The sequence below is a fragment of the Microcoleus sp. genome (assembly GCF_049646505.1).
In the GTDB taxonomy this organism is placed as follows: domain Bacteria; phylum Cyanobacteriota; class Cyanobacteriia; order Cyanobacteriales; family Microcoleaceae; genus Microcoleus.
In genome coordinates this window covers 1-18,821 of the sequence record NZ_JBARVX010000022.1, presented here as the reverse complement: position 1 = coordinate 18,821, position 18,821 = coordinate 1, and the positions used below count along the sequence as shown (strand labels likewise).

24 protein-coding genes and 1 pseudogene are annotated in these 18,821 nt (G+C 47.0%); 13 read left to right on the top strand and 12 right to left on the bottom strand.

The genetic code is table 11. From position 1 onward, the window contains the following. The 3 genes from WBA89_RS01755 to WBA89_RS01745 all read left to right on the top strand — a co-directional run. Positions 1–285, top strand: a 285-nt coding sequence (locus tag WBA89_RS01755) for a hypothetical protein (RefSeq protein WP_424403496.1), incomplete at its 5' end; no start/stop codon positions are given. 17 nt (positions 286–302) lie between these two features. Next, positions 303–527, top strand: a complete 225-nt coding sequence (locus tag WBA89_RS01750) for a DUF167 domain-containing protein (RefSeq protein WP_424403494.1) — start codon at positions 303–305, stop codon at positions 525–527. 98 nt (positions 528–625) lie between these two features. Then, positions 626–814: a CsbD family protein gene (locus WBA89_RS01745; protein ID WP_424403492.1), complete on the top strand. Its 189-nt coding sequence runs from the start codon at positions 626–628 to the stop codon at positions 812–814. Positions 815–1,244: 430 nt separating this feature from the next. Here the strand turns inward: WBA89_RS01745 and WBA89_RS01740 are convergent, their stop codons facing one another. From WBA89_RS01740 to WBA89_RS01725, 4 genes are all read right to left on the bottom strand, one after another. Further along, positions 1,245–1,415: a hypothetical protein gene (locus WBA89_RS01740; protein ID WP_424403490.1), complete on the bottom strand. Its 171-nt coding sequence runs from the start codon at positions 1,413–1,415 to the stop codon at positions 1,245–1,247. Between the two features lie 89 nt (positions 1,416–1,504). Beyond that, positions 1,505–3,496 carry a calcium-binding protein gene (locus tag WBA89_RS01735; protein WP_424403488.1) on the bottom strand — a complete coding sequence of 664 codons (1,992 nt, stop codon included), beginning with the start codon at positions 3,494–3,496 and terminating at the stop codon, positions 1,505–1,507. Between the two features lie 6 nt (positions 3,497–3,502). After that, on the bottom strand, positions 3,503–3,688 hold the full coding sequence (locus tag WBA89_RS01730) for a hypothetical protein (RefSeq protein ID WP_424403486.1): 186 nt from the start codon (positions 3,686–3,688) through the stop codon (positions 3,503–3,505). Between the two features lie 449 nt (positions 3,689–4,137). Further along, positions 4,138–5,271, bottom strand: a complete 1,134-nt coding sequence (locus WBA89_RS01725) for a cob(I)yrinic acid a,c-diamide adenosyltransferase (protein ID WP_424403484.1) — start codon at positions 5,269–5,271, stop codon at positions 4,138–4,140. Between the two features lie 230 nt (positions 5,272–5,501). Between WBA89_RS01725 and fraC the strand changes: the two genes are divergently transcribed. From fraC to larE, 5 genes are all read left to right on the top strand, one after another. Then, positions 5,502–6,023 carry a filament integrity protein FraC gene (gene fraC, locus WBA89_RS01720; RefSeq protein ID WP_424403482.1) on the top strand — a complete coding sequence of 174 codons (522 nt, stop codon included), beginning with the start codon at positions 5,502–5,504 and terminating at the stop codon, positions 6,021–6,023. A 5-nt stretch (positions 6,024–6,028) separates the two neighbouring features. Then, a complete protein-coding gene (locus tag WBA89_RS01715) occupies positions 6,029–7,027 on the top strand; it encodes a DUF5357 family protein (protein ID WP_424403480.1) in 999 nt (332 codons plus the stop codon). Positions 7,028–7,469: 442 nt separating this feature from the next. Further along, positions 7,470–8,243 carry an ABC transporter permease gene (locus tag WBA89_RS01710; RefSeq protein ID WP_424403478.1) on the top strand — a complete coding sequence of 258 codons (774 nt, stop codon included), beginning with the start codon at positions 7,470–7,472 and terminating at the stop codon, positions 8,241–8,243. A 163-nt stretch (positions 8,244–8,406) separates the two neighbouring features. Further along, positions 8,407–9,228, top strand: coding sequence for a Uma2 family endonuclease (locus WBA89_RS01705; RefSeq protein WP_424403476.1), 822 nt, complete (start codon positions 8,407–8,409; stop codon positions 9,226–9,228). Positions 9,229–9,498: 270 nt separating this feature from the next. Then, positions 9,499–10,326, top strand: a complete 828-nt coding sequence (gene larE, locus WBA89_RS01700) for an ATP-dependent sacrificial sulfur transferase LarE (RefSeq protein WP_424403474.1) — start codon at positions 9,499–9,501, stop codon at positions 10,324–10,326. Here the strand turns inward: larE and WBA89_RS01695 are convergent, their stop codons facing one another. Further along, positions 10,327–10,785 (bottom strand): hypothetical protein, encoded by a 459-nt coding sequence (locus WBA89_RS01695; RefSeq protein WP_424403472.1) that lies wholly within the window; start codon positions 10,783–10,785, stop codon positions 10,327–10,329. 232 nt (positions 10,786–11,017) lie between these two features. Continuing rightward, a pseudogene (locus tag WBA89_RS01690) lies at positions 11,018–11,122 on the bottom strand (hypothetical protein); the annotation flags it as partial. Between the two features lie 142 nt (positions 11,123–11,264). On the opposite strand from WBA89_RS01690, the gene WBA89_RS01685 reads away from it, so the two are divergent. After that, a complete protein-coding gene (locus WBA89_RS01685; RefSeq protein WP_424403470.1) occupies positions 11,265–11,567 on the top strand; it encodes a hypothetical protein in 303 nt (100 codons plus the stop codon). A gap of 3 nt (positions 11,568–11,570) precedes the next feature. Further along, positions 11,571–12,002, top strand: a complete 432-nt coding sequence (locus WBA89_RS01680; protein WP_424403468.1) for an SGNH/GDSL hydrolase family protein — start codon at positions 11,571–11,573, stop codon at positions 12,000–12,002. A gap of 377 nt (positions 12,003–12,379) precedes the next feature. On the opposite strand, the gene WBA89_RS01675 is transcribed toward WBA89_RS01680, so the two are convergent. Beyond that, positions 12,380–14,236, bottom strand: coding sequence for a polysaccharide biosynthesis/export family protein (locus WBA89_RS01675; RefSeq protein WP_424403466.1), 1,857 nt, complete (start codon positions 14,234–14,236; stop codon positions 12,380–12,382). Positions 14,237–14,651: 415 nt separating this feature from the next. On the opposite strand from WBA89_RS01675, the gene WBA89_RS01670 reads away from it, so the two are divergent. Further along, positions 14,652–15,335: a class I SAM-dependent methyltransferase gene (locus tag WBA89_RS01670; RefSeq protein ID WP_424403498.1), complete on the top strand. Its 684-nt coding sequence runs from the start codon at positions 14,652–14,654 to the stop codon at positions 15,333–15,335. 256 nt (positions 15,336–15,591) lie between these two features. On the opposite strand, the gene WBA89_RS01665 is transcribed toward WBA89_RS01670, so the two are convergent. From WBA89_RS01665 to WBA89_RS01645, 5 genes are all read right to left on the bottom strand, one after another. Then, positions 15,592–15,933, bottom strand: coding sequence for a type II toxin-antitoxin system RelE/ParE family toxin (locus tag WBA89_RS01665; protein ID WP_424403464.1), 342 nt, complete (start codon positions 15,931–15,933; stop codon positions 15,592–15,594). Then, positions 15,930–16,184: a hypothetical protein gene (locus tag WBA89_RS01660; RefSeq protein ID WP_194067085.1), complete on the bottom strand. Its 255-nt coding sequence runs from the start codon at positions 16,182–16,184 to the stop codon at positions 15,930–15,932. The genes WBA89_RS01665 and WBA89_RS01660 overlap by 4 nt, the downstream gene beginning before the upstream one ends. A 232-nt stretch (positions 16,185–16,416) precedes the next feature. Next, positions 16,417–16,593: a hypothetical protein gene (locus WBA89_RS01655; protein WP_424403462.1), complete on the bottom strand. Its 177-nt coding sequence runs from the start codon at positions 16,591–16,593 to the stop codon at positions 16,417–16,419. Positions 16,594–16,935: 342 nt separating this feature from the next. After that, positions 16,936–17,157, bottom strand: a complete 222-nt coding sequence (locus WBA89_RS01650; protein WP_424403460.1) for a hypothetical protein — start codon at positions 17,155–17,157, stop codon at positions 16,936–16,938. Beyond that, entirely contained in the window at positions 17,144–17,416 is a 273-nt protein-coding gene (locus WBA89_RS01645; RefSeq protein ID WP_333378046.1) for a BrnT family toxin, read from the bottom strand. The genes WBA89_RS01650 and WBA89_RS01645 overlap by 14 nt, the downstream gene beginning before the upstream one ends. 63 nt (positions 17,417–17,479) lie before the next feature. Here WBA89_RS01645 and WBA89_RS01640 point away from each other — a divergent pair, with 63 nt between their 5' ends. Next, positions 17,480–18,118 carry a histidine phosphatase family protein gene (locus WBA89_RS01640; RefSeq protein WP_424403457.1) on the top strand — a complete coding sequence of 213 codons (639 nt, stop codon included), beginning with the start codon at positions 17,480–17,482 and terminating at the stop codon, positions 18,116–18,118. Between the two features lie 44 nt (positions 18,119–18,162). Then, positions 18,163–18,821, top strand: a 659-nt coding sequence (locus WBA89_RS01635; protein ID WP_424403455.1) for a YebC/PmpR family DNA-binding transcriptional regulator, incomplete at its 3' end; no start/stop codon positions are given.

Sequence of the window (18,821 nt, the reverse complement as noted above, 5' to 3'; positions counted from 1 at the left end):
CAACAGTCAACAGTCAGTAGGGGCGGTGCCAAGAGTGCCCGCCCTCTTAACAGTCAACAGTCAACAATCAACAGTCAACAGTCAGTAGGGGCGGTGCCAAGAGTGCCCGCCCTCTTAACAGTCAACAATCAACAGTCAACAGTCAACAGTCAACAATCAACAGTCAACAATCAACAATCAACAGTCAACAGTCAACAGTCAACAGTCAACAGTCAACATCAACAATCAACAGTCAACAGTCAACAGTCAACAGTCAACAGTCATGAGGAGTGCAACCGGAATTGATATTAGTTATTAGTTACATGAAAACTTTCACGGTCAAAGTTAAACCAAATTCCAAACAGCAAAGCATCGAACACCAACCCGACGGCAGCCTGAAAGTACATCTCAAATCGCCGCCCGTCGATGGAAAAGCCAATCAAGAATTAATTGTGCTGTTGGCAAAAAAGTTTAAAGTGCCGAAATCTGCGATCGCGATTAAATCCGGTTTTTCCTCCCGCAATAAACTTGTGGAAGTTCCAATCTAACCATCAAGAAATCAAGTTCAGCACAAATCTATCTAAAGACGGATTCAGACTCAACTTTAAAATCCTATCTTAGTAGTTGTAGAGTTTAAAAAAACATAATGAGTATTGACAACAGAGTAGAAGCAACAGCTAAGAATATTGAAGGCAAAATCCAAGAAGCTGTTAGCGAAGTTACAGGCGATCAAAAAGATAAATTAGAAGGTCAAGCCAAGCAGGACCAAGCATCGGCCATGCACATGAAAGAAGACCTCAAAGATAAAGCAAAAGAGATTGTAGACAAAGCTTAGTCAAAGTATTTGCTAATATTTTCCTGCCTACTGCATCCCGCAAACGATATGTTTGCGGGATTTTTTTATTGTGTATAGCGGTTCTCACAAAGGTGAGGTATGCCCGATTCCCGATGCCCTGTTTGGCCGATGCCCTATGCCCGATGCCCTATGTTCACTCCTAGCACCTCATCTTTGTGAGAAAGGCTATATGAGCGGGTTTTGCTAACCACAATTGCCAAAAACCCATTATCTCATCGACCCGCCCCCGCACACCCGAAAATTCAGAATTAATTGAATTTAACGATTGCAAGGCGACGATTAATTTTTATGATACCAAATCCGGGTTTTGGATACCCTAGATGAACCAGTCGGCGCAGGCCGACTTTGTTTGTGTAGACGCGGTTTCAACCGCCGAATCATCAAGGGGTTTTCTTCCCCGGATTTGGTATTATTCGTTGGCTGGGGGCTGGTTTATCCAAATTATCGATCTGTGGCAAAACTCATCGGCTAACTGCCCCCTTTCTTCCAATGCCCAATCCCCAATTCCCAATTCCCAATCCCCAATCCCCAATCCCCAATTCCCAATTCCCCAGGCCAATAAAAAAGCTAGGGATATCAATCCCTAGCTCGAAACATCGCACGATTAGTTTTTAGAGTTGGCGCGGGCGACGGCTGTTTTCAAACCCGTCTTACCCGCTGCCACCTAAATTAAATCAGCACAATATCCGTCGTCGTCAATCCTGGTCTGCCGTTGAGGTTGGCCAGTGTAACGGCTGCCTGCGGTCCTGAACCGTCAGGGTCGTACAACAAGCGACCCGTGTTGTCGTTTGCGTTCAGTCGATTTTCATAGATCAGGAGTGGTTGTGCCCCATTTAGACCGCCATTACCATCGTATGGTGTGTCCTCAAGCGCTAAGAACTGCTCGAAACGGGGTCGGCTCGGCCCACCCACTTCACCAAAGCCGAAGGCACTGCTATTCAAGACTATCTTGTCTTGGCCGACCACAAAATCACCGATCTGGTCTGGGTTGGTACCCAGTGGCGTACCGAGAGTGACGCCCTCGCCGAAGTTTTCGTAGTAGAAGCTGTCATTGCCGTTGCCACCAATCAGGGTGTCTGCACCGGGCCCGCCGCCGAGAGAGTCGTTGCCGTCTCCTCCGAACAGCATATCGTTCCCAAAGCCGCCCAACATCGTGTCGTTTCCAGCGCCAGCATCTAAGGTATCGTTCCCGTCAATTCCTGGGGTAAAAGGAAGACTGGGCGGGCCGCCGAACAGTATGTCGTCCCCGGCACCGGTAGTAATCACATCAGTGCCGTTGCCGCCGGTGATGAAGTTGCTGCCTAAGTTATCGGTAATCACGTTTGTGGTTGTGATACCGCTAAAGTTGACAGTGCTAGCGTAGGAGATGGTGTCGTTACCGCCAAACGAGCCAATTAATCGATCGCGCGTGGTGCCAAACACGATCGCGTCATTGCCTTCACCGCCGTTCATGAGGTTGGTGACGGTGAAGCTGCTGACAAGAGGACTGGTGTAGCCCCTTAACACATCATTGCCCAGCCCGCCGTCGAGAGTAACCAAAGCAGTACCAGTACCAGCAAAAACGGCTTTGGTAGCATCGATCGTATCGTTGCCATCTCCACCGCTGGCTTGAGTAAAGGTACCGCTCAAGCTGTCATTGCCTTCGCCGCCGACCATTGTATCAGTCGCAAAAGCTGCCACGATCGTGTCGTTGCCCGATCCGCCGTCGAGCAAGTTCCGACCCGCGAAGCCTGGAAATGTACTCAGCGCGCCTACACTCGAAAGTACATTCGGCACGCTCCGCGACTGGATGAAGTCGTCGCCTGCACCTCCGAGGGCGGTATCCTGCGTGGCAAAAACGTCGATCGTGTCGTTGCCGTCGCCGCCGTCAAAGAAGTTTCTGCCGCTGCCAAAGTCGCCGATCGCGCCGTAGAGGGAATCGTTGCCCCCACCGCCGAGCAAAGTCGTTCTCTCAATGCCGATCGTGATGACGCTCGAAGAAAACGGGCTCGACTGGGTAGAGTTAGTAATGACTAAGATATCGTCGTCTAGATCGCCGGACAGGTAGCTGCTGCTGGCGACACCTGTCAGGGTGTCGTTATTTTTACCGCCGAAGAGACTGTCTCTCTGATTGATACCTACAACCAAGTCGTCGCCCAAGTCGCCCCGCAAGTAGTTGCTGCCTTCATTGCCAGCGAAGCCAATAGCCAAGCCACCCGGTAAAGAGAGGTTGTTGCCGCCCCCTGCGATGAAGAAGCCGATCGCGTCATTGCCCTTGCCGCCGTAGAGCGAGTCTCTTCTCTGCGCTCCTCCCAGCATCGTATCCGCGTCCTCATTACCAAACATGAGGTTCGCTTCGACAGTACCTTGCAGGAAGTCTTCTCCCGCACCGCCGTACAGCGTAGCGCGGGCTTCAGCGACTATGGTGTCGTTGCCTCCGTCGCCAAACAGCAAGGCGGGAGTGCGCTGGGATCTGATGGAATCTTCGTCTTCGCCGCCGTATAGAGTGTCGTTCGGGCCGACGGAAGTCAGGGTATCGTTATCGCCTTGGCCAAATATTAAACTGCCGCCCAGGGTGGAAGTTCTTATTACATCCGCCCCGGCTCCGGCGAATATTGTATCCGGGCCCAGTCCCGGAAGGTTTAAATCTAATTGATTAGGATCGTCACTTAAAGTTGTCATACAGCTTCACTCCTCTACTTGTTGGTCATCGCTTTCGCGACTGCAGACACTGCCTCGAACACCGAATGTTTGGATGCCGCTGTAGTTTAACCTGTTTGCCAGCCGCAAGTCTAGCCTGGTGGCGTTAACTCTGTCTAGACTTTCTCCCTCGCCGATTTTTTGGTTGTAAGCTTTTATTTTCAATGTCTTCACCCTTTAATAATCCTTGTGCAATGTCTCAGGTGCTCACGCTCTCTTATGACGCGGCTCTTATTATTAATGTTCCGTTCTGGATTGGCGGTCTGGGATCGCGTCTGGGGGAGGAAATTAAAGATTAATCAAAAGATTAATTAAAGGTAGATCCGGGCGATCTCGAAGACAAGGAAAAATTGGGAGATTGGTTAATTGATAACAAGACTTTGTGGCAATTTCCGGTTTCTGAGGCAGGGCCGTCTTTAAATAATTATGGTACGGGTCGAATTCGCCAACCGCTCAGCAGGGCTGTTTCATTCTATTGTAGGGGCGGCAAATAGTGGCTGCCCCGGTTTCTCGCCAAACACCTACCATATTGTGGATGGGGAGGGTCGGCACTCCGGGCAGGACAAAAGTCAAAACCCTGGTTTTCCAGAGCAATCTTATCGTTTGGAGTACCGCTTTGGGGTCTAGAAGTCTACACCCCGCTTGAGTTCTACGCCCCGATCGCCGTAGTGTTTGTGACAGTATACCTCGGAGTGTACGCTTGCTAAATCAAAGTAAGCGTGGGGTTTGTGACAGCGCCCCGTGATAATGATTTCTGTATCGCGGGGCTTCCGCAGCAGGGCTTCGACGATCGGCTCTACCGGCAGCAGTTCTAAGTCTACTGTGGGATTGAGTTCGTCGAGTACGATCGTTTTGTACCAGCCGCTGGCGATCGCCGTTTTGGCGATTTCCCAGCCGCGTTCTGCTTCTATGCAGTCTAGCTCTTGCTGTTGTCCCCGCCAAACTATAGCATCTCGACCGCACCGTTGGTGATCGACTAGCTGCGGGTAACTTTGCCGCAGTGCTGCAATTGCCGCATCTTCTGTATATCCGGTGCCGCCTTTGAGCCACTGCAGGATTAACACCCGGTGAGATTGGTCTTGGCTGATACCTCTGCCGATCGCCTGCAACGCTTTCCCCAAGGCGCTCGTAGACTTGCCTTTGCCGGCTCCGGTGTATATTTCGATACCCGAAATATTGTACTCGGCTCCTGCGGGGCGATCGTGGGGTTTCATTTCTGAGTGCAAGTCGGCAATATCCAGCAAAGCTTCGGGGGCCGCTCGCCCTGTGGCGATTACTTCTAAATATTCGGGTTTGTTTTTGAGGGTTTGGACTATTTCGTCAGTTGGCAGCAAACCTAAGTCCAGTACGGGGTTTAGTTCGTCTAGAACCACGACGGAATAGAGTTCGCTGGCGATCGCTCCTTTGGCGATGTCCCAGCCCCGCTGAGCTTCGGCGCGATCGAACCGGGTGATTGCTTCGGCCCCAAAATATTCGGCTCTGCCGGTGCGTACTTGGTCGATCAGGTGCGGAAATGCCCGTTGCAGAGCTTCTATTGCCCCGTCTTCGTCGTAGGAGCGGCCGGGGCCTTTGAGAAAGCGCAGCAACAAGATTCGGGTAGGCGAGTCGGAATTGATACCCAGCCCGATCGAGCGCAACACTACTCCCAACGCTGCCTGGGACTTGCCTTTACCAGCGCCGTCGTAGACGTGAATCTGACCCGCTGCCCGTTCCGAGCGGGATGAGGCTGTCCGAATACCAATGCCATTCCTTACCATAATCAGCAGTTATTTGAGTCTGTCTCGGGGTGGGTATTCGATCGCGCGCCTTGAATGTTTAATGTTTCCATTGTGCAGGCGGATCTCAAAAGATTATAGGATAAGTCGTAAACCAACTGATTTTCCCAAGGGCGATCGAGGACGATTGGGCGCTAAGACCTGCGGCTCTTGATTATTCCGCTGGTGCTGTACAATTAAAATCTAACACGGGCTGATATACCTGAAGGCTTATGATTGCAAATGTTTTCCCATTTCGGACTGTTTTGGTGCAAGTTTTAATTGTGTTTTTGGCGATCGCGATCGAATCGTGGTTTCTCCAAAAACTACTGAAACTCGGCCCCAAAACCAGCGTTGAATATACAGCCATCCTCAATCTCGGTTGCACTTGCGTAGGTTGGTTAGTCTTCTTCGGCATTGAGAGCGTTCTCCCTAAAGATTTGCGAGAACAGCTAATCGGTTATATTTTATTAGGCGGAAACCCGAATATTTACCCCACCATAACTACGATCGCAGTTTTGTTATTGGCAATAACTTTTCTAGTCAAATGGCAGGGTTTAGCAATCATAGAAAATTGGGTTTTAGGTAACAAAAAAGCTTCAAAACCTCAGTTTTTAGGGCCGCCCACCCTCACCCGCCGTCCGATCAAAAAGACTTTTCAAGTAACTACCCAGTTTGGGGCAGTTTTAATAGCCCACACTGTTAGCAATTTCGTTATTTTAACAGTGTTATTTTTGCAAAGCGTCAATAATTGAAATCTATGATGAAGCAATTTTTGGATGTCACTCAGCAACTAAGTAAGCTGAGTAACAACCTTTGGGAAACGAATAAAAAAGTCCAAAAGGCAATGATGCCGCCTAGAGTTGTCCACTGGAAGACTCCTTTACTGCTCAGCATCTTTTTAGGTTTGCTGGCAGTGGCGGCAGTCACTGACTTGCGGACGAGAACTCTGATGTTTGATATGAGCTGGTTGTTGTTTGCACTTTCAATGGGTTTGCTGACCAGCCAGAAACCTTTTATAGTTAAAGGAGTAAGTCTGAGTCCGTGGGTGACAAGCATCATAATTGGTCTGTGGTTGCTGATCAGATTGCCGTCGGACAAGAAGGAAATAGCATGGATAGTTGGCCCAATTATAGCAGTAGTAATTCTTGCTACAATCAGGGTTTGGAAGAGCGATTCAAAACGGGAAAGTATCCGGGAGTTGATGCGCCCTGAATTTTTGATGATTACTCTAATTCATGTTACCTTTTCCTGTTGGTTTGCATTTCACTTTTTAATTCAAGGTTGGATACAACAATATCCGAGTATTTTATCGCAGGATTTGAGGCAAAGCGATTATGTGGTGACATTTCAACAGCCAACTATCAATCCATCCCGAGGAGTTGTCATCCTCAATGCAATGGAGCGATACCTAAAAAATGAAGCTCGCACCAAACCGTGGCCGCAGGTAGAGCAAATGTTGATAGATATTGACAACGAGCGCTTTTTTCTGAAAAATCAAGCGTTGAGCACAATTGGATCGGTCCCAGAAGATGGTAGCTGGGATGTCAAAACTTCGATCGTTCAAGGACAGTCCCGCTATCAGTTAGAGATGCAGGCAACTTGGCTGGGGCTGGTTTTTCGACCGGAAATATATTCGTTTACCAAGTCTTGCGAGGTGTTCGATACAGCCAATCGGGCGACTGTAACCTGCGACGCTATCAAACGCTCAAAACCCGGACTGAAAAAAGATGGAACTGCCGGAGACGCTCAAGTTTGAGCCAGTCTCTGGCGGTTGGGAGATGGGGAGATTTGCCCGCAAGCCGAAGCTTCGCTTCGGGAGCATCTGGTGTTTTGCGTTTAATTATAGTGCGAGCTTAAGAACTCGCACTATAATTAAAAAGATGCTTTTTACAAAAATGAGATGCTCCCAAGCCTTCTTCCTGATGACGTTGGACGGAAAGCAGTTGCCAGTTGTCAGTTGTCAGTTGTCAGTTGGTAGGGGCGGTGCCCCCGTGCCCGCCCTCTTAGTTGTCAGTTGCCAGTTGTCAGTTGCCAGTTGTCAGTTGTCAGTTGTCAGTTGTTACCAATAACAAATAACAAATAACAAATAACAAATAACAAATAACAAATGACTAATGACTAATGACTAATGACTGATGACTAATGACTTCTTCCTTAAACTAAAATATGACGAAAGTTTCCAGCGGGTTAATAACTAGATGAGTTTGAGAAGAATTTTGACAGTCGCGATTAATGTATTTTGGGAAGTAATTCGCGATCGCATCCTTTACTTAATTATTATTTTTGCTCTGTTTATGGGAGCAGCGGTACGCTTGATACCCGAATTGGCCGCGACAACCGAGAAGAAAATAATCTTAGATATCGGTTTGGCTGGTATCAGCATACTCGGTTTAATTGTCACAGTCTTGGTGTCTACCGGACTGGTAAACAAAGAAATTGAAAAGCGGACTGTTTACCTGTTAGTTGCTAAGCCCATAAGTCGGGCTGAGTTAATTGTGGGCAAGCACTTGGGGCTGTCGGCGGTGCTGGCGGTGCTGGTAGCAGCAATGACTGTTATCTATCTGCTGATTCTGAGTTTGAGCCGGATTCCTTACCCTTTGGAAAGCATTTTAATTGCTTCGCTGTTTGTCTGGTTTGAGCTGTGTCTCGTGGCTGGTGTCGGGATTTTATTTGGGGTGTTTAGCAGTTCGCTGCTGGCAAGTTTACTGACATTTGGCGTTTATTTGATGGGACATTCGACGCGGGATTTGGTGGCTGTGGGTAAGTTAACAAAAAATCCTGGTATTGAACAATTGATGATGGGACTTTATCTGGTTTTGCCGGATTTAGCCCGATTCAATTTGAAAAATGATGCTGTTTACGGACAAGTGCCTTATTTGCCGGGTTTGATTACAGATGCTGGCTACGGTTTGCTTTATGTGCTGCTGCTGCTGTCAGTTGCGATCGCCATATTTTCCCGCCGGGAATTTTAAAACCTGCATTGGACACCGCCTGGGGCAATGGTTTGCAGCGAGGAGTTTAGCGATCGCTACAAACCTATTTTGCGCTCGAATTAGCGCGCTAAGATATAGAGAAGGTTGTCGATCGGCAATTTCCACTAAAACTCAAATTTTTATTGGTAAAATGAGGTGACTTATGACTGCTGTAATTCAAAAACCGATATCGCAGCTAAAGATTACTTGGCCGGTGCTGCCCGATGATTTTATCCTACCAGATGACCCTGTAGACGATACAGACCATCCCTTGCTAGCTCACGGTTTGCGCCAGTCTGTAGTGGATTCCCCGGAACTAATCCAAGACGCACTAATAGTTGCTAATTTTGCTTTGTGTGCGGCTGTGGACGATCGCACTATTTGCAAAGCCCCAGACTGGATGTACGTGCGGCCCGTGCAACCTTGGCCCCACAGCTATCCGCGCCGCAGTTACACGCCTCATACCGAAGGAACAGTTCCCTTTGTAGTGATGGAATTTCTGTCAGCTACTTACGGCGATGAATATTCTGTCGAACACACGGAAGAAATCGGCAAATGGTTTTTTTACGAACAAGTAATCAAAGTCCCTCGCTATGTGATTTTTCGACCGCATACGGGCAGAATAGAAGTTTATGCGCTAGAATCCGAGCGTTACAACAATCAAAACCCCGATGAAAACGGGCGTTATTTAATACCTGGATTAGATCTATTTTTGGGAGTTTGGGAGGGAACTCGCGAAGGTAGAACGGGCTCTTGGCTGCGCTGGTGGAATGCGGGAGGAGAGTTACTTTTGTGGCCGGAAGAACGGGCCGAAAACGAACGCCAGCGGGCGGAAAACGAAAGTCAGCGAGCCGAAAACGAACGCCAGCGGGCCGATCGCCAACAGCAAGATAAAGAGTTAGCCCAGACGCTGCTGGAACAAGAAAGACAGCGAAATCAAGAACTTTTGGCGAGATTGGCAGCCCTCGGTATCGATCCAGAATAGCACGAAAAGGAAGTTAGACAGCAGATGTAACTGATGTCAAGAAGCGGGCAGAAGGTAACAGATCGCGATCGGTTTTCTCGCTCTTTCTTTCTTTAGTCTGGTTTATTGTATCAAGTCCGGTCGATCGACAGAGATTAAAAGCAGGGCGGGTTTTTAAGATTGGAGATTGTTGGCAGATATTTTTGAGGAACCCGCCCCTACCACCTGCCGGGGGAAGCGACCAAACTTGATATTAATCCTGTGTTTGTAATGTAACAAAAAGTTGAAATTATGTTAGCCCAAAAACTCGAACAATTAAAAGATATGTTTGTGCAGATGGAACGGGCGCTGATTGCCTACTCTGGCGGCATTGACAGCACTTTGGTGGCAAAAATCGCTTGGGACGTTTTGGGCGATCGCGCTTTGGCCGTGACTGCCGTTTCCCCGTCTCTACTGCCAGAGGATTTAGAAGATGCGCGCATTCAAGCCGCAGAAATTGGCATTGTCCACCAGGAAGTAGAAACTCAGGAAATGGCCAATCCCAATTACACTTCTAATCCGGTTAATCGCTGCTATTTCTGCAAAAGCGAACTGCACGATACTTTGAAACCGCTAGCACTAGAAAAGGGTTATCCTTACGTGGTAGACGGGGTGAATGCAGACGATTTAAAGGATTACCGTCCCGGAATTGTGGCTGCGAAGGAACGCGGCGCGCGATCGCCCTTAGCAGAAGTCGGCATGACTAAATTTGAAGTGCGGCAGTTAGCAAAAGAATTGGGTTTGCCTTGGTGGGACAAACCGGCTCAACCTTGTTTGAGTTCGCGCTTTCCTTACGGCGAAGAAATTACTGTTGCCAAGTTGCAAAGAGTGGGGCGCGCCGAACGGTATTTGCGGCAGTTGGGGCTGAAAAATCTGCGCGTGCGATCTGATGGAGATACAGCGCGAATTGAACTGCCGCCGGAGCAGATTCAGCAGTTTGTGGTAAATGCGGATTTGCCTGCATTGGTGGCGGTGTTTCAGGAGTTTGGTTTTGTGTACGCGACTTTGGATTTGGAGGGGTTTCGCAGCGGCAAATTAAATCAGGTTTTGCAACCTGAGCTTTTGGCGGCGAAAGGTTAATTAATTATCCTGAAAAAATGTCACTACAACCGTGTCTTCGTCGCGATCGCATTTAACTTGAAAACGCCGCTGAGGATAAAGCGATTTTAGGCGACTTTCCCACATCTGAGCTAATGCTTGTCCCAAATACAATAAATTGTCACTGCTAGCGTTTTGGGCACCGGGGAGAATGTCATCAACGTGCTGGTGGTTCATCACCTGCTCAATTGCAGCGACATCATTCCCCAGTTCGATTTTCCACTGTTCGTAGCTTTGACTGTTAAAGGCTTCGGACAAAAAGATGCCGCCTTCATGTTCGACAAAATCTGGCCAGAATAGTTTTGTGAAAGCTATGGCAATTTCAATGTTAGCAGCTCCAAAAAGATAATCCCAAAGCGAAAAATCATCGCCGTTGGCTTTTTTCCACTGCTGAAAATCGCTTAGTCGATCTGCATTCAAGGATATTTGTTTGAGGGACATAATTTCTAGGGTATAGCAATCCTAAATCATTTGCATAATTATGATAGGGCTCTTCCCCCCTTGAAGAGCTCGATAGATAGGGGTAGGCCCGCACCATCCACTACACCTACAAATTTATCTGCGATCGCGCACGGATTGCTATACCAATTTCATAAAGTTATGCTGCTACCGAAAATTTGACTCCCCCCCTTTATAAGGGGGGGTTGGGGGGGGGTAGATATGTAGCGCTATTTTATGAATTTGGCCTAACTGTTTTCTCAGCTTGCACGTAAATGTCTCCTGCTGAGTTTTGGTTGTGTTTGTATTCAACGGCGTGAGGTGTCGGCACATTTGCATGAGCCCTTCCTTTGACATACTCACCGACCTTTTCTGTGCGGTGAGTATGTCAAAGATCGCGATTTCGCTAAATTTGCATAAATCCTCATGGCTGGTTAAAGCAATAGCATCAACTAAAGTAACAGGAAGCTAAAGCAATTTGTATGAAATTTAAATTTAAATTAATCTCCGTCCTCTTGGCTTTGTCGCTGTCCGCGTACATCCCGTTTCGGGTTCTGGCTAACCCGCAACCTTCGGGGGACACTGTTAGTTCTGCACTCTGGTGGCAAGTTTCGGTTTACAATCAGGTACAGCAAATTAAAGAGCAGCAATATGAAGGTTGCGTTTGGGGCGATTCTATTTCTTCGGCCCTGGGCGATTCTTTGGGAGAAAAAAACTTTAATTTTGCGATCGGCGACACGAGTTCTGTTTCGCTGCTAGAACAGCTAAAATTGGTAGTGCCGTAGCGGTTGACCTGCGAAAAATCGATTTTGGCGATCGGCACAAATGATGCTATGTACGGGATTGGCGACGAGCAGTTTGTCAGCAATTTGAAAGAGGCGATCGCAATTGTGCGATCGACCGGCAGCAAACAGATTATTCTAATTCCTGCTTTTTACTCAACTCTTGCCGCTAGCAACAATCCTAAATTTGCAGGCACAATTGCTAGAGTTGACGAAATCAATGTTCTGATCGATCGAGTAGCCTCCGATGAAAATATTCCTGTCGAATCTAGCGGCATCCAAGCATTGTTTAACAACAAATCTCTGAATGCAGATTTAACAATTGATGGCGTTCACCTCAATGCTAAAGGTTTAGATATATACAGAAAAGTTTTGTTAAATATTTTAAATTATCCCTTAACAGCGCGCCGTTTTGACGATTTAATATACTTTTCCTAAAAAGCCTGTGTAGAAACCGCTACCGACTTACAGCCTATTCCATATATATTATTCCGATGCCATCGGAAATCATATTCCTCATAATATCCGACAGGGCAGGTTTACGCTTATTGTTAGTTTTAGCAATTATTTGCAGGTTTACCCGCCCATAGAAGAATTGTATCTATTTAGCCGAACCCGATATTACAGGTCTCGAACTGCAAAGAAACTCGGCTGGGATTGCGTACTGCATTTACATGGAATACGCTGTAATACCATTTTTCTAAAGATGTGCTACTACCCCCCCCACTCCCCCCCGAAATAAGGGGGGGTTGGGGGGGTAGTATCTAGCGCTACTTTATGAAATTGGTATAACGGTTATTTTACCTGACTAAATATTAAGGATTAATTGGCTGAATTTGCTGCGGCTGCATTTGCTGCGGCTGCATTTGCTGTTGATTTTGAAGCTGAAGTTGCTGCTGCTGAATTTGAAGTTGCTGATTTTCAACATTTATTTGTCGCTGTCTGTCTTCAAGTTGCAAGCGTCTGTCTTCAAGTTGGAAGCGTCTGTCTTCAGCTTGCTGCAGTCTGTCTTCACGTTGTATCTGTCTCTCTAGCTGTCTGTCTTCACGCTGCTCTTGTCTGTCTTGACGTTGTTCGCGAAGCTGTCTGAGTTGATTTCGCCGCTCGAAATCTCCTCCCAAAAATAAGTTTTGAAAAGCGTTGATAGTTGTTTGAAACCCAGTAAAAACTCCGCTAACAGCGTTGATACCAGTTGCAACTCCGACGACGGGCTGCAAGAAACTGTTGATATTATCTGCTACCCTGGTATAGCCCGATCGCGCTACGAGAATCACATCATTGTTGCGGAGAACTGGGTTATTGTCAGGATTCAACCCTTGAGCAAAATCCACATCGATAGTGCGGCGAGTAACAGTACCGTTGGGGTTCAAACGCAGCAGTTCCACCTTGTCTTTTTTCGCCCGCAATTGATTGAAACTGCCTGCGGTGAGCAAAGCTTGGTGCAAGGATGTACTTGGTTTCACCAGTAAAGCTCCAGGCCTGATTACTTCCCCCACAACGTTGATGCTAATCGCGTTTGGAGAGAAACTCGTACTTCCGATTTGGGAAACTTCAGTCAAGTCTACAGTAGATGCTGTGGGGATAATCACGCTATCTCCTTCTTGCAGCAAAATATCTTGAGTTGAGTCGCCTTTTTGCAGCAAATCCCACAGATTTACCATGATAGTTTGTTCGTTGCCGCCTCTGACTTGGCGGCGGATTTGCACGCGGCGGATATCGGCTTCTGTAGTGATACCGCCGGCAATTTTGAGTGCTCTAGTGATTGTTGGCAAGCCCACAACTGCTCCTTGCTGCTGGTCGATAGATACAAAACTCAACTCTGTTTGTTGGTTGGTCGATCGCACATCCGAAGCAAATACAGTATAAGGCCCCGGCCTGTTTACTTCTCCAACAATTACCACGCCAATTGGTTTAGTAATATCAGCGGAAAAATTAGCACTTGCTCTTTGACGGACTTCTTGAGTATTCAGGGAACTTGCTGTCGGTACAAAAATTGTATCGCCATCTCGGATCGTGACATCTTGGCGCAAATTTCCCGTATCTAAAAAATCCTGCAAATTAACTGTAATAACTTGCTCGATGCCACCTCTGCGCGGACGGCGAATTTGGACGTTTCGCATATCTCCTGCTGATGTCACCCCTTGTGCAAGTTGCAGCATTTCCATCAAAGTCGGAAATTTTACTCCTCCTCCGGTTCCTTCTCTGACGGGATTAATTTTGTAGGAACCGGGGCGAGTAACTTCACCTGCAATACCTATATTTAGGGGGCGAGCGAGGATCAGAGTCACGGTGACAACGGGAACATTAATGAAGGGTTCGTAGCGCTTGGTAATGACGTTAGCGGCTTGTTGCAGGGTCAATCCTTGAATTGAGACGCTGCCAATGATTGGCAAATTGAGCGTCCCGTCAACTAACACTTGATATTCTTTGCTGAATTCTGGAACGCCGAAAATATCTAAAGCAATGCGATCGCCCGAACCTAAACTATAAGATGCTTCTTGTGTCAGCGCACCCGAATTTCCTAGAGGCAAACTCGAACCCGGAGGCGGCGGCGGCGGTACGGGTGCAGGATTTCTGATAGCAGGCAACTGAGCTGTACTGGGCAGCGAACTGCTGAGCACCAGGAGTGCTGACAAACTCAGATTTGTAGCGATTTTAACGGTATGTTTCATATTTTTTTCCTGGTTGCAGCCTGCCAATGAATGAGAGCAAGTTAGCCCGTTGATTTTAGGTTATTTTCCCTGTTGTCTAGTGTAGCTTCGCTTGGTTACAAAATCCACAGGTGGAATTATAAAATTGTGCGGCTGTCGAGATTGTTTTTTGTAAAGAAAGTGTAAACCCAGCCAACTGTTGTTAGAATTAGGAGCTTGTTTGACCAAAATTATTTATACACAACTCAGGATACAAATCAACCTGCTAGAGTGGAGGGGGTAGGCACGGGGGCACTACCCCTACAAAAACCGGTTTCTTTGAAAATAGTGGCTGCTTTCTCGATACATTGATGAAGAAACCGGGTTTTTGAACTGATCCGCGCAAGTCTTGTTGATGTATTATATTAAAGAATTCTCTCTGCGGGACAAAGCACAAGTGTCACTAAAATTGGATAAAGTAATTCCCTGGGGACGCTGCTTGGATGAATACATAGGAATGTTTAGCTTAACATCAACCGATCTCAAGCTAGCAATTCTGGATTGTGCGGGCGGCCCGGCGAGTTTTAATGCCGAAATGACTCGCCAAGGTAAAAAGGTAATTTCTTGCGATCCAGTGTATCAGTTTACGGCGGTGGAAATTGGCGATCGCATCCAAGAAACATATCAAACTGTGATAGACGGCGTTAAGGCAAATGTAGACGGCTATTTGTGGAACAGTTTTGAATCGCCGTACCAGCTAGGTGAAGTGCGGATGAAGGCGATGCAGGAATTTTTAGCAGATTTTCCCTCTGGTTTGGAGCAAGGCCGCTACATAAATGCTGAATTGCCGATTTTGCCTTTCAATGACGGTCAGTTTGATTTAGCTTTGTGCAGCCATTTCTTATTTGCTTATTCTCATTTGCTTTCGGAAGAATTTCATTTGCAAGCAATTACAGAAATGTGTCGGGTTGCGAAGGAAGTGCGGGTATTTCCGCTGTTGCAAAGTTTTAGCGGGGAGGAATCCGAGCATTTAAACCAGATTGTTTCCGAGTTGAAAAACAGAAGTTTTCGTGTAGAAATTCAAGAGGCTCCTTATGAGTTTCAAAAAGGTGGAAATAAGATGCTGCGAGTTAGAGGATGAATGTAATACCATTTTTCTAAAATCGTGCAACACTCTTCGACCCCCCCTAGCCCCCCCGATGCTTTGGGGGGGAACAAGAATACTGTTGCATTCTTTTTTAAAATTGGTATAAGTTACCGGCCGAATGTAAGTGGCCGGGCGAAGGGAATTCGCGGCTATATAAACGATGTCCGCCTCTGCGGACTGGAAGAAGTTACCGGGCGAATGGAATTCGCGATCGCTTATTTCCCAAAAATTAGATAAGCTAAGCATAAAGTTATGCCTCTTCTTGGGGTTCGCCAATGGCACGCTGGAGTGCATTGCGAATGTGGATAATCCTCACCGTTGGTATGGGTCGATCGTCAAGAATAGTGAATAGTATGCGATAGGTGGTTTTACCACTTCCATATAGAAGCTGGCGAATCTCTTGGCTGAAGAATGCGTTTTCACGGGCTAAAACACAACGACGGGGCATTTCTTGGAGTGAGGAAATCGCTTTAATCAGACCCTGATACCATGCTTGAGCGCGATCGCCAGCCGTGAATTGGGAAAAGTTCAGAAACGCTGCATCAGCTTCAGATTGAGCTGTACTGGAAAAGTCAATGCGATAGACGATCATGCTTCCAAAGAAAGTCCGTATTTCTGGTTTTGTCGATCTATAAATTCTTCCAGACTAGAAAATTGGCCCCGATCGAACTCATCAAGTCCGTGTTGAATCCCTTCCAATGCCTCGAAGAAATCGCTTTCATCAAAGCTAAGTCCGAACGCGAGAACAGCTAAGGCAATACTTGTTATATCTTGTCCTGTACTTTCAGCCCGTTGGCGGAGCAGTGCTTCGAGTTTGGGGGGTAAGGTGAGTGTAAGGGTCATAAAAGTTATGATGAATGGTTAACTTTATTTTGTAACTCTATTTTGGCATAGGTAGCCAAAACGATCGCTGCCTAAACTATCTGCCCATTGAGGCGATCGCCCTCTTCGGCCCAATACGGTTTACTTAAGACGATCTCCCTGGCACACCCCTTAAAAAGGGGGGAACAAGAATCCCCTCTTGCGTCCCCCTTCTTAAGGGGGATGCGAGGGGGATCTCCGGGGCATAAATATGTTAAGTGAACCGTATTGCTCTTGGGCCTGTCTTGTTTGTCTGGTAATCTTGCAAGGCTGCGAGACTTTGGGCGATCGTTTGTTCTTCGCCCAGGGGTTGAAACTCGTTTGCTGTGTCAATTTCTCCCCACTGATATTCCTGCGTTTCCTCGGCAATTTCTGCGATTAGGCGTTCCAAGTCGCGCTTGATTAGCGTTGGACAGATTCAGCCATGAAAGCACGATCGCCTTAACGGTATCGCTGGGCTTGACCTGAATTTAAGCGTGGAGTTGCTTTATAGATTGAGCCATTGGATAATAGAGAATGACTGATTTAATTTTAGCGCAGTGTCAGATCGTTTCCGGTTGCATCGGAATGATTTAACCGCAGAGAACACAGAGTACACAGAGGGATAGAATATATATCTGAATCATTCCGATGCAACCGGATTTGATATCAAATAGTTGTGGACACTATAACCCATAGTTGCGGTAAAATTGGTTAAAGACTTTAAAGCGACCCCACGGATCGACCCGCGAGTTTATTTCTCAGATACCACGTTTTCTTTCATAATTCTAATCAAAAACCGCAGAGCTTCATTCACTGCTTCAGAATCGGGAAACATCTCTGCAACATCCGGTTCTAAATGAATATTTACACCACCAAATGTTTTTCGTCCAGATCCTACCCTTCTTACACGCAACTTCCTCAAATCATATTCCGACCGAAGCTCATCGTCCATCCCTGTTTCATCCTTCTTCATAAACTTCTCGCTCCACTCGTGTTACTTTTCGGGCGCTAATCAAACGAATAAAATCTGCTCTTTCTGTATACGACACTATCAATAAATTACCTTGCTGGGACTCTCCAACAATAATATAGCGATCTTCTTCATCAGAGTGATCCGGATCGTAGAAATCGACGTAGAGGCGATCGTCAAAAACCGTTCTGGCTTCCTCAAATGAGATCCCATGCTTGGACAAATTTACCGCAGCCTTGTTTTCATCCCACTCGAATTTCATAAAGATCCTAAATCAGCATCTTTGATATAATATTACATCAAGAAGCCAAACTAAAACCAACTCATGCCACAAACAGTCTGGATCGCACGACACGGAAACCGCATCGACTTCGTAAACCCTGACTGGTTTCTCACCGCAGAACACCGCTACGATCCCCACCTTTCCGAAGACGGTCACGTTCAAGCAAAACAACTCGCCAATCGCCTCAAAGGTGAAGGAATTTCTCACATTTTTGCTTCCCCTTTTCTGCGAACTGTCCAAACGGCAAATTACGCGGCAGAAGCTCTTGATTTGTCGATAAAATTAGAGTGGGGACTTTGCGAATGGCTGAATCCGGAATGGATGACCGAAATGCCGGAAACTGAATCTGTCGAGGATTTGTGCAGGCGTTTTCCCAGGATTGATGCTGCTTACAAAGGCGGTATTGCTAGTTATCCCGAAACCGGGGAAGCTTGTCTCAAAAGGGCGGGGGAAACTGCTAAACGCCTCGCTGCTGAGTTTCCAGAGGATATGTTATTGGTAGGTCACGGTGCTTCGGTTTTGGGAACTGCGATCGGGCTGGCGGGCGGTGCTGAAACGGAAATTAACGCTTCTCTGTGCTGTTTGGTGAAAGTGGTGCGGGAAGATGTACAATGGTCGATCGCACTTAATGGCGATACTTCCCACCTGACGGACGCTGAAACTGCGATCCGGTTTAACTAGAAAAATGACTGCTGACTAATGACTACTGACTAACAATAATCGATATGGCTGGACACAGTAAATGGGCGAATATTAAACGCCAAAAAGCGAGAGTTGACGCTGTTAAAGGCAAGATTTTTGCTAGAATATCTCGCGAAATTATTGTCGCGGCCCGCAGCGGAGTGCCCGATCCCGCCGGCAATTTTCAACTGCGGACAGCTATTGAAAAAGCCAAGGCGGCGGATATTCCTAATGAAAACATAGAAAGGGCGATCGCCAAAGGTTCTGGTTTGGTCGGGGGGAGTTCGGAATTAGAAGCTATTCGCTACGAAGGTTACGGCGTTGGCGGGGTGGCGATTCTGATTGAAGCCCTGACAGACAACCGCAACCGCACGGCGGCTGACTTGCGAGAAGCTTTTAGTAAAAATGGCGGCAATTTGGGCGAAACTGGTTGTGTGGGCTGGATGTTTGACCAGAAAGGAGTTTGTACCGTAGGCGGCCCGATTGATGAGGAACAATTGTTTGAAGCTTCCCTAGAAGGCGAAGCAGAATCCTATGATTTGATATCAATTGATGAGGATACTGAAGGTGCAGAGGTTTTTACAAATGTGGCTAATTTGGAAAAGCTTGCTGAGGTTTTGAAACAACAAAATTTGACAGTTTTGCAGTCAGAAAATCGCTGGATTCCGAGCAATACAGTGGAAATAGAAACTCCTGAAAAAGC

What these genes read in the sequence shown, in the direction of transcription:
- larE (WP_424403474.1), top strand. Translation starts at nt 9,499, where the DNA reads ATGTTAGCCCAAAAACTCGAACAATTAAAAGATATGTTTGTGCAGATG.
- WBA89_RS01640 (WP_424403457.1), top strand. Translation starts at nt 17,480, where the DNA reads ATGCCACAAACAGTCTGGATCGCACGACACGGAAACCGCATCGACTTC.
- WBA89_RS01685 (WP_424403470.1), top strand. Translation starts at nt 11,265, where the DNA reads ATGAAATTTAAATTTAAATTAATCTCCGTCCTCTTGGCTTTGTCGCTG.
- WBA89_RS01735 (WP_424403488.1), bottom strand. Translation starts at nt 3,496, where the DNA reads ATGACAACTTTAAGTGACGATCCTAATCAATTAGATTTAAACCTTCCG.
- WBA89_RS01660 (WP_194067085.1), bottom strand. Translation starts at nt 16,184, where the DNA reads ATGACCCTTACACTCACCTTACCCCCCAAACTCGAAGCACTGCTCCGC.
- WBA89_RS01665 (WP_424403464.1), bottom strand. Translation starts at nt 15,933, where the DNA reads ATGATCGTCTATCGCATTGACTTTTCCAGTACAGCTCAATCTGAAGCT.
- WBA89_RS01675 (WP_424403466.1), bottom strand. Translation starts at nt 14,236, where the DNA reads ATGAAACATACCGTTAAAATCGCTACAAATCTGAGTTTGTCAGCACTC.
- WBA89_RS01710 (WP_424403478.1), top strand. Translation starts at nt 7,470, where the DNA reads ATGAGTTTGAGAAGAATTTTGACAGTCGCGATTAATGTATTTTGGGAA.
- WBA89_RS01715 (WP_424403480.1), top strand. Translation starts at nt 6,029, where the DNA reads ATGATGAAGCAATTTTTGGATGTCACTCAGCAACTAAGTAAGCTGAGT.
- WBA89_RS01725 (WP_424403484.1), bottom strand. Translation starts at nt 5,271, where the DNA reads ATGGTAAGGAATGGCATTGGTATTCGGACAGCCTCATCCCGCTCGGAA.
- WBA89_RS01750 (WP_424403494.1), top strand. Translation starts at nt 303, where the DNA reads ATGAAAACTTTCACGGTCAAAGTTAAACCAAATTCCAAACAGCAAAGC.
- WBA89_RS01695 (WP_424403472.1), bottom strand. Translation starts at nt 10,785, where the DNA reads ATGTCCCTCAAACAAATATCCTTGAATGCAGATCGACTAAGCGATTTT.
- fraC (WP_424403482.1), top strand. Translation starts at nt 5,502, where the DNA reads ATGATTGCAAATGTTTTCCCATTTCGGACTGTTTTGGTGCAAGTTTTA.
- WBA89_RS01705 (WP_424403476.1), top strand. Translation starts at nt 8,407, where the DNA reads ATGACTGCTGTAATTCAAAAACCGATATCGCAGCTAAAGATTACTTGG.
- WBA89_RS01745 (WP_424403492.1), top strand. Translation starts at nt 626, where the DNA reads ATGAGTATTGACAACAGAGTAGAAGCAACAGCTAAGAATATTGAAGGC.
- WBA89_RS01645 (WP_333378046.1), bottom strand. Translation starts at nt 17,416, where the DNA reads ATGAAATTCGAGTGGGATGAAAACAAGGCTGCGGTAAATTTGTCCAAG.
- WBA89_RS01650 (WP_424403460.1), bottom strand. Translation starts at nt 17,157, where the DNA reads ATGAAGAAGGATGAAACAGGGATGGACGATGAGCTTCGGTCGGAATAT.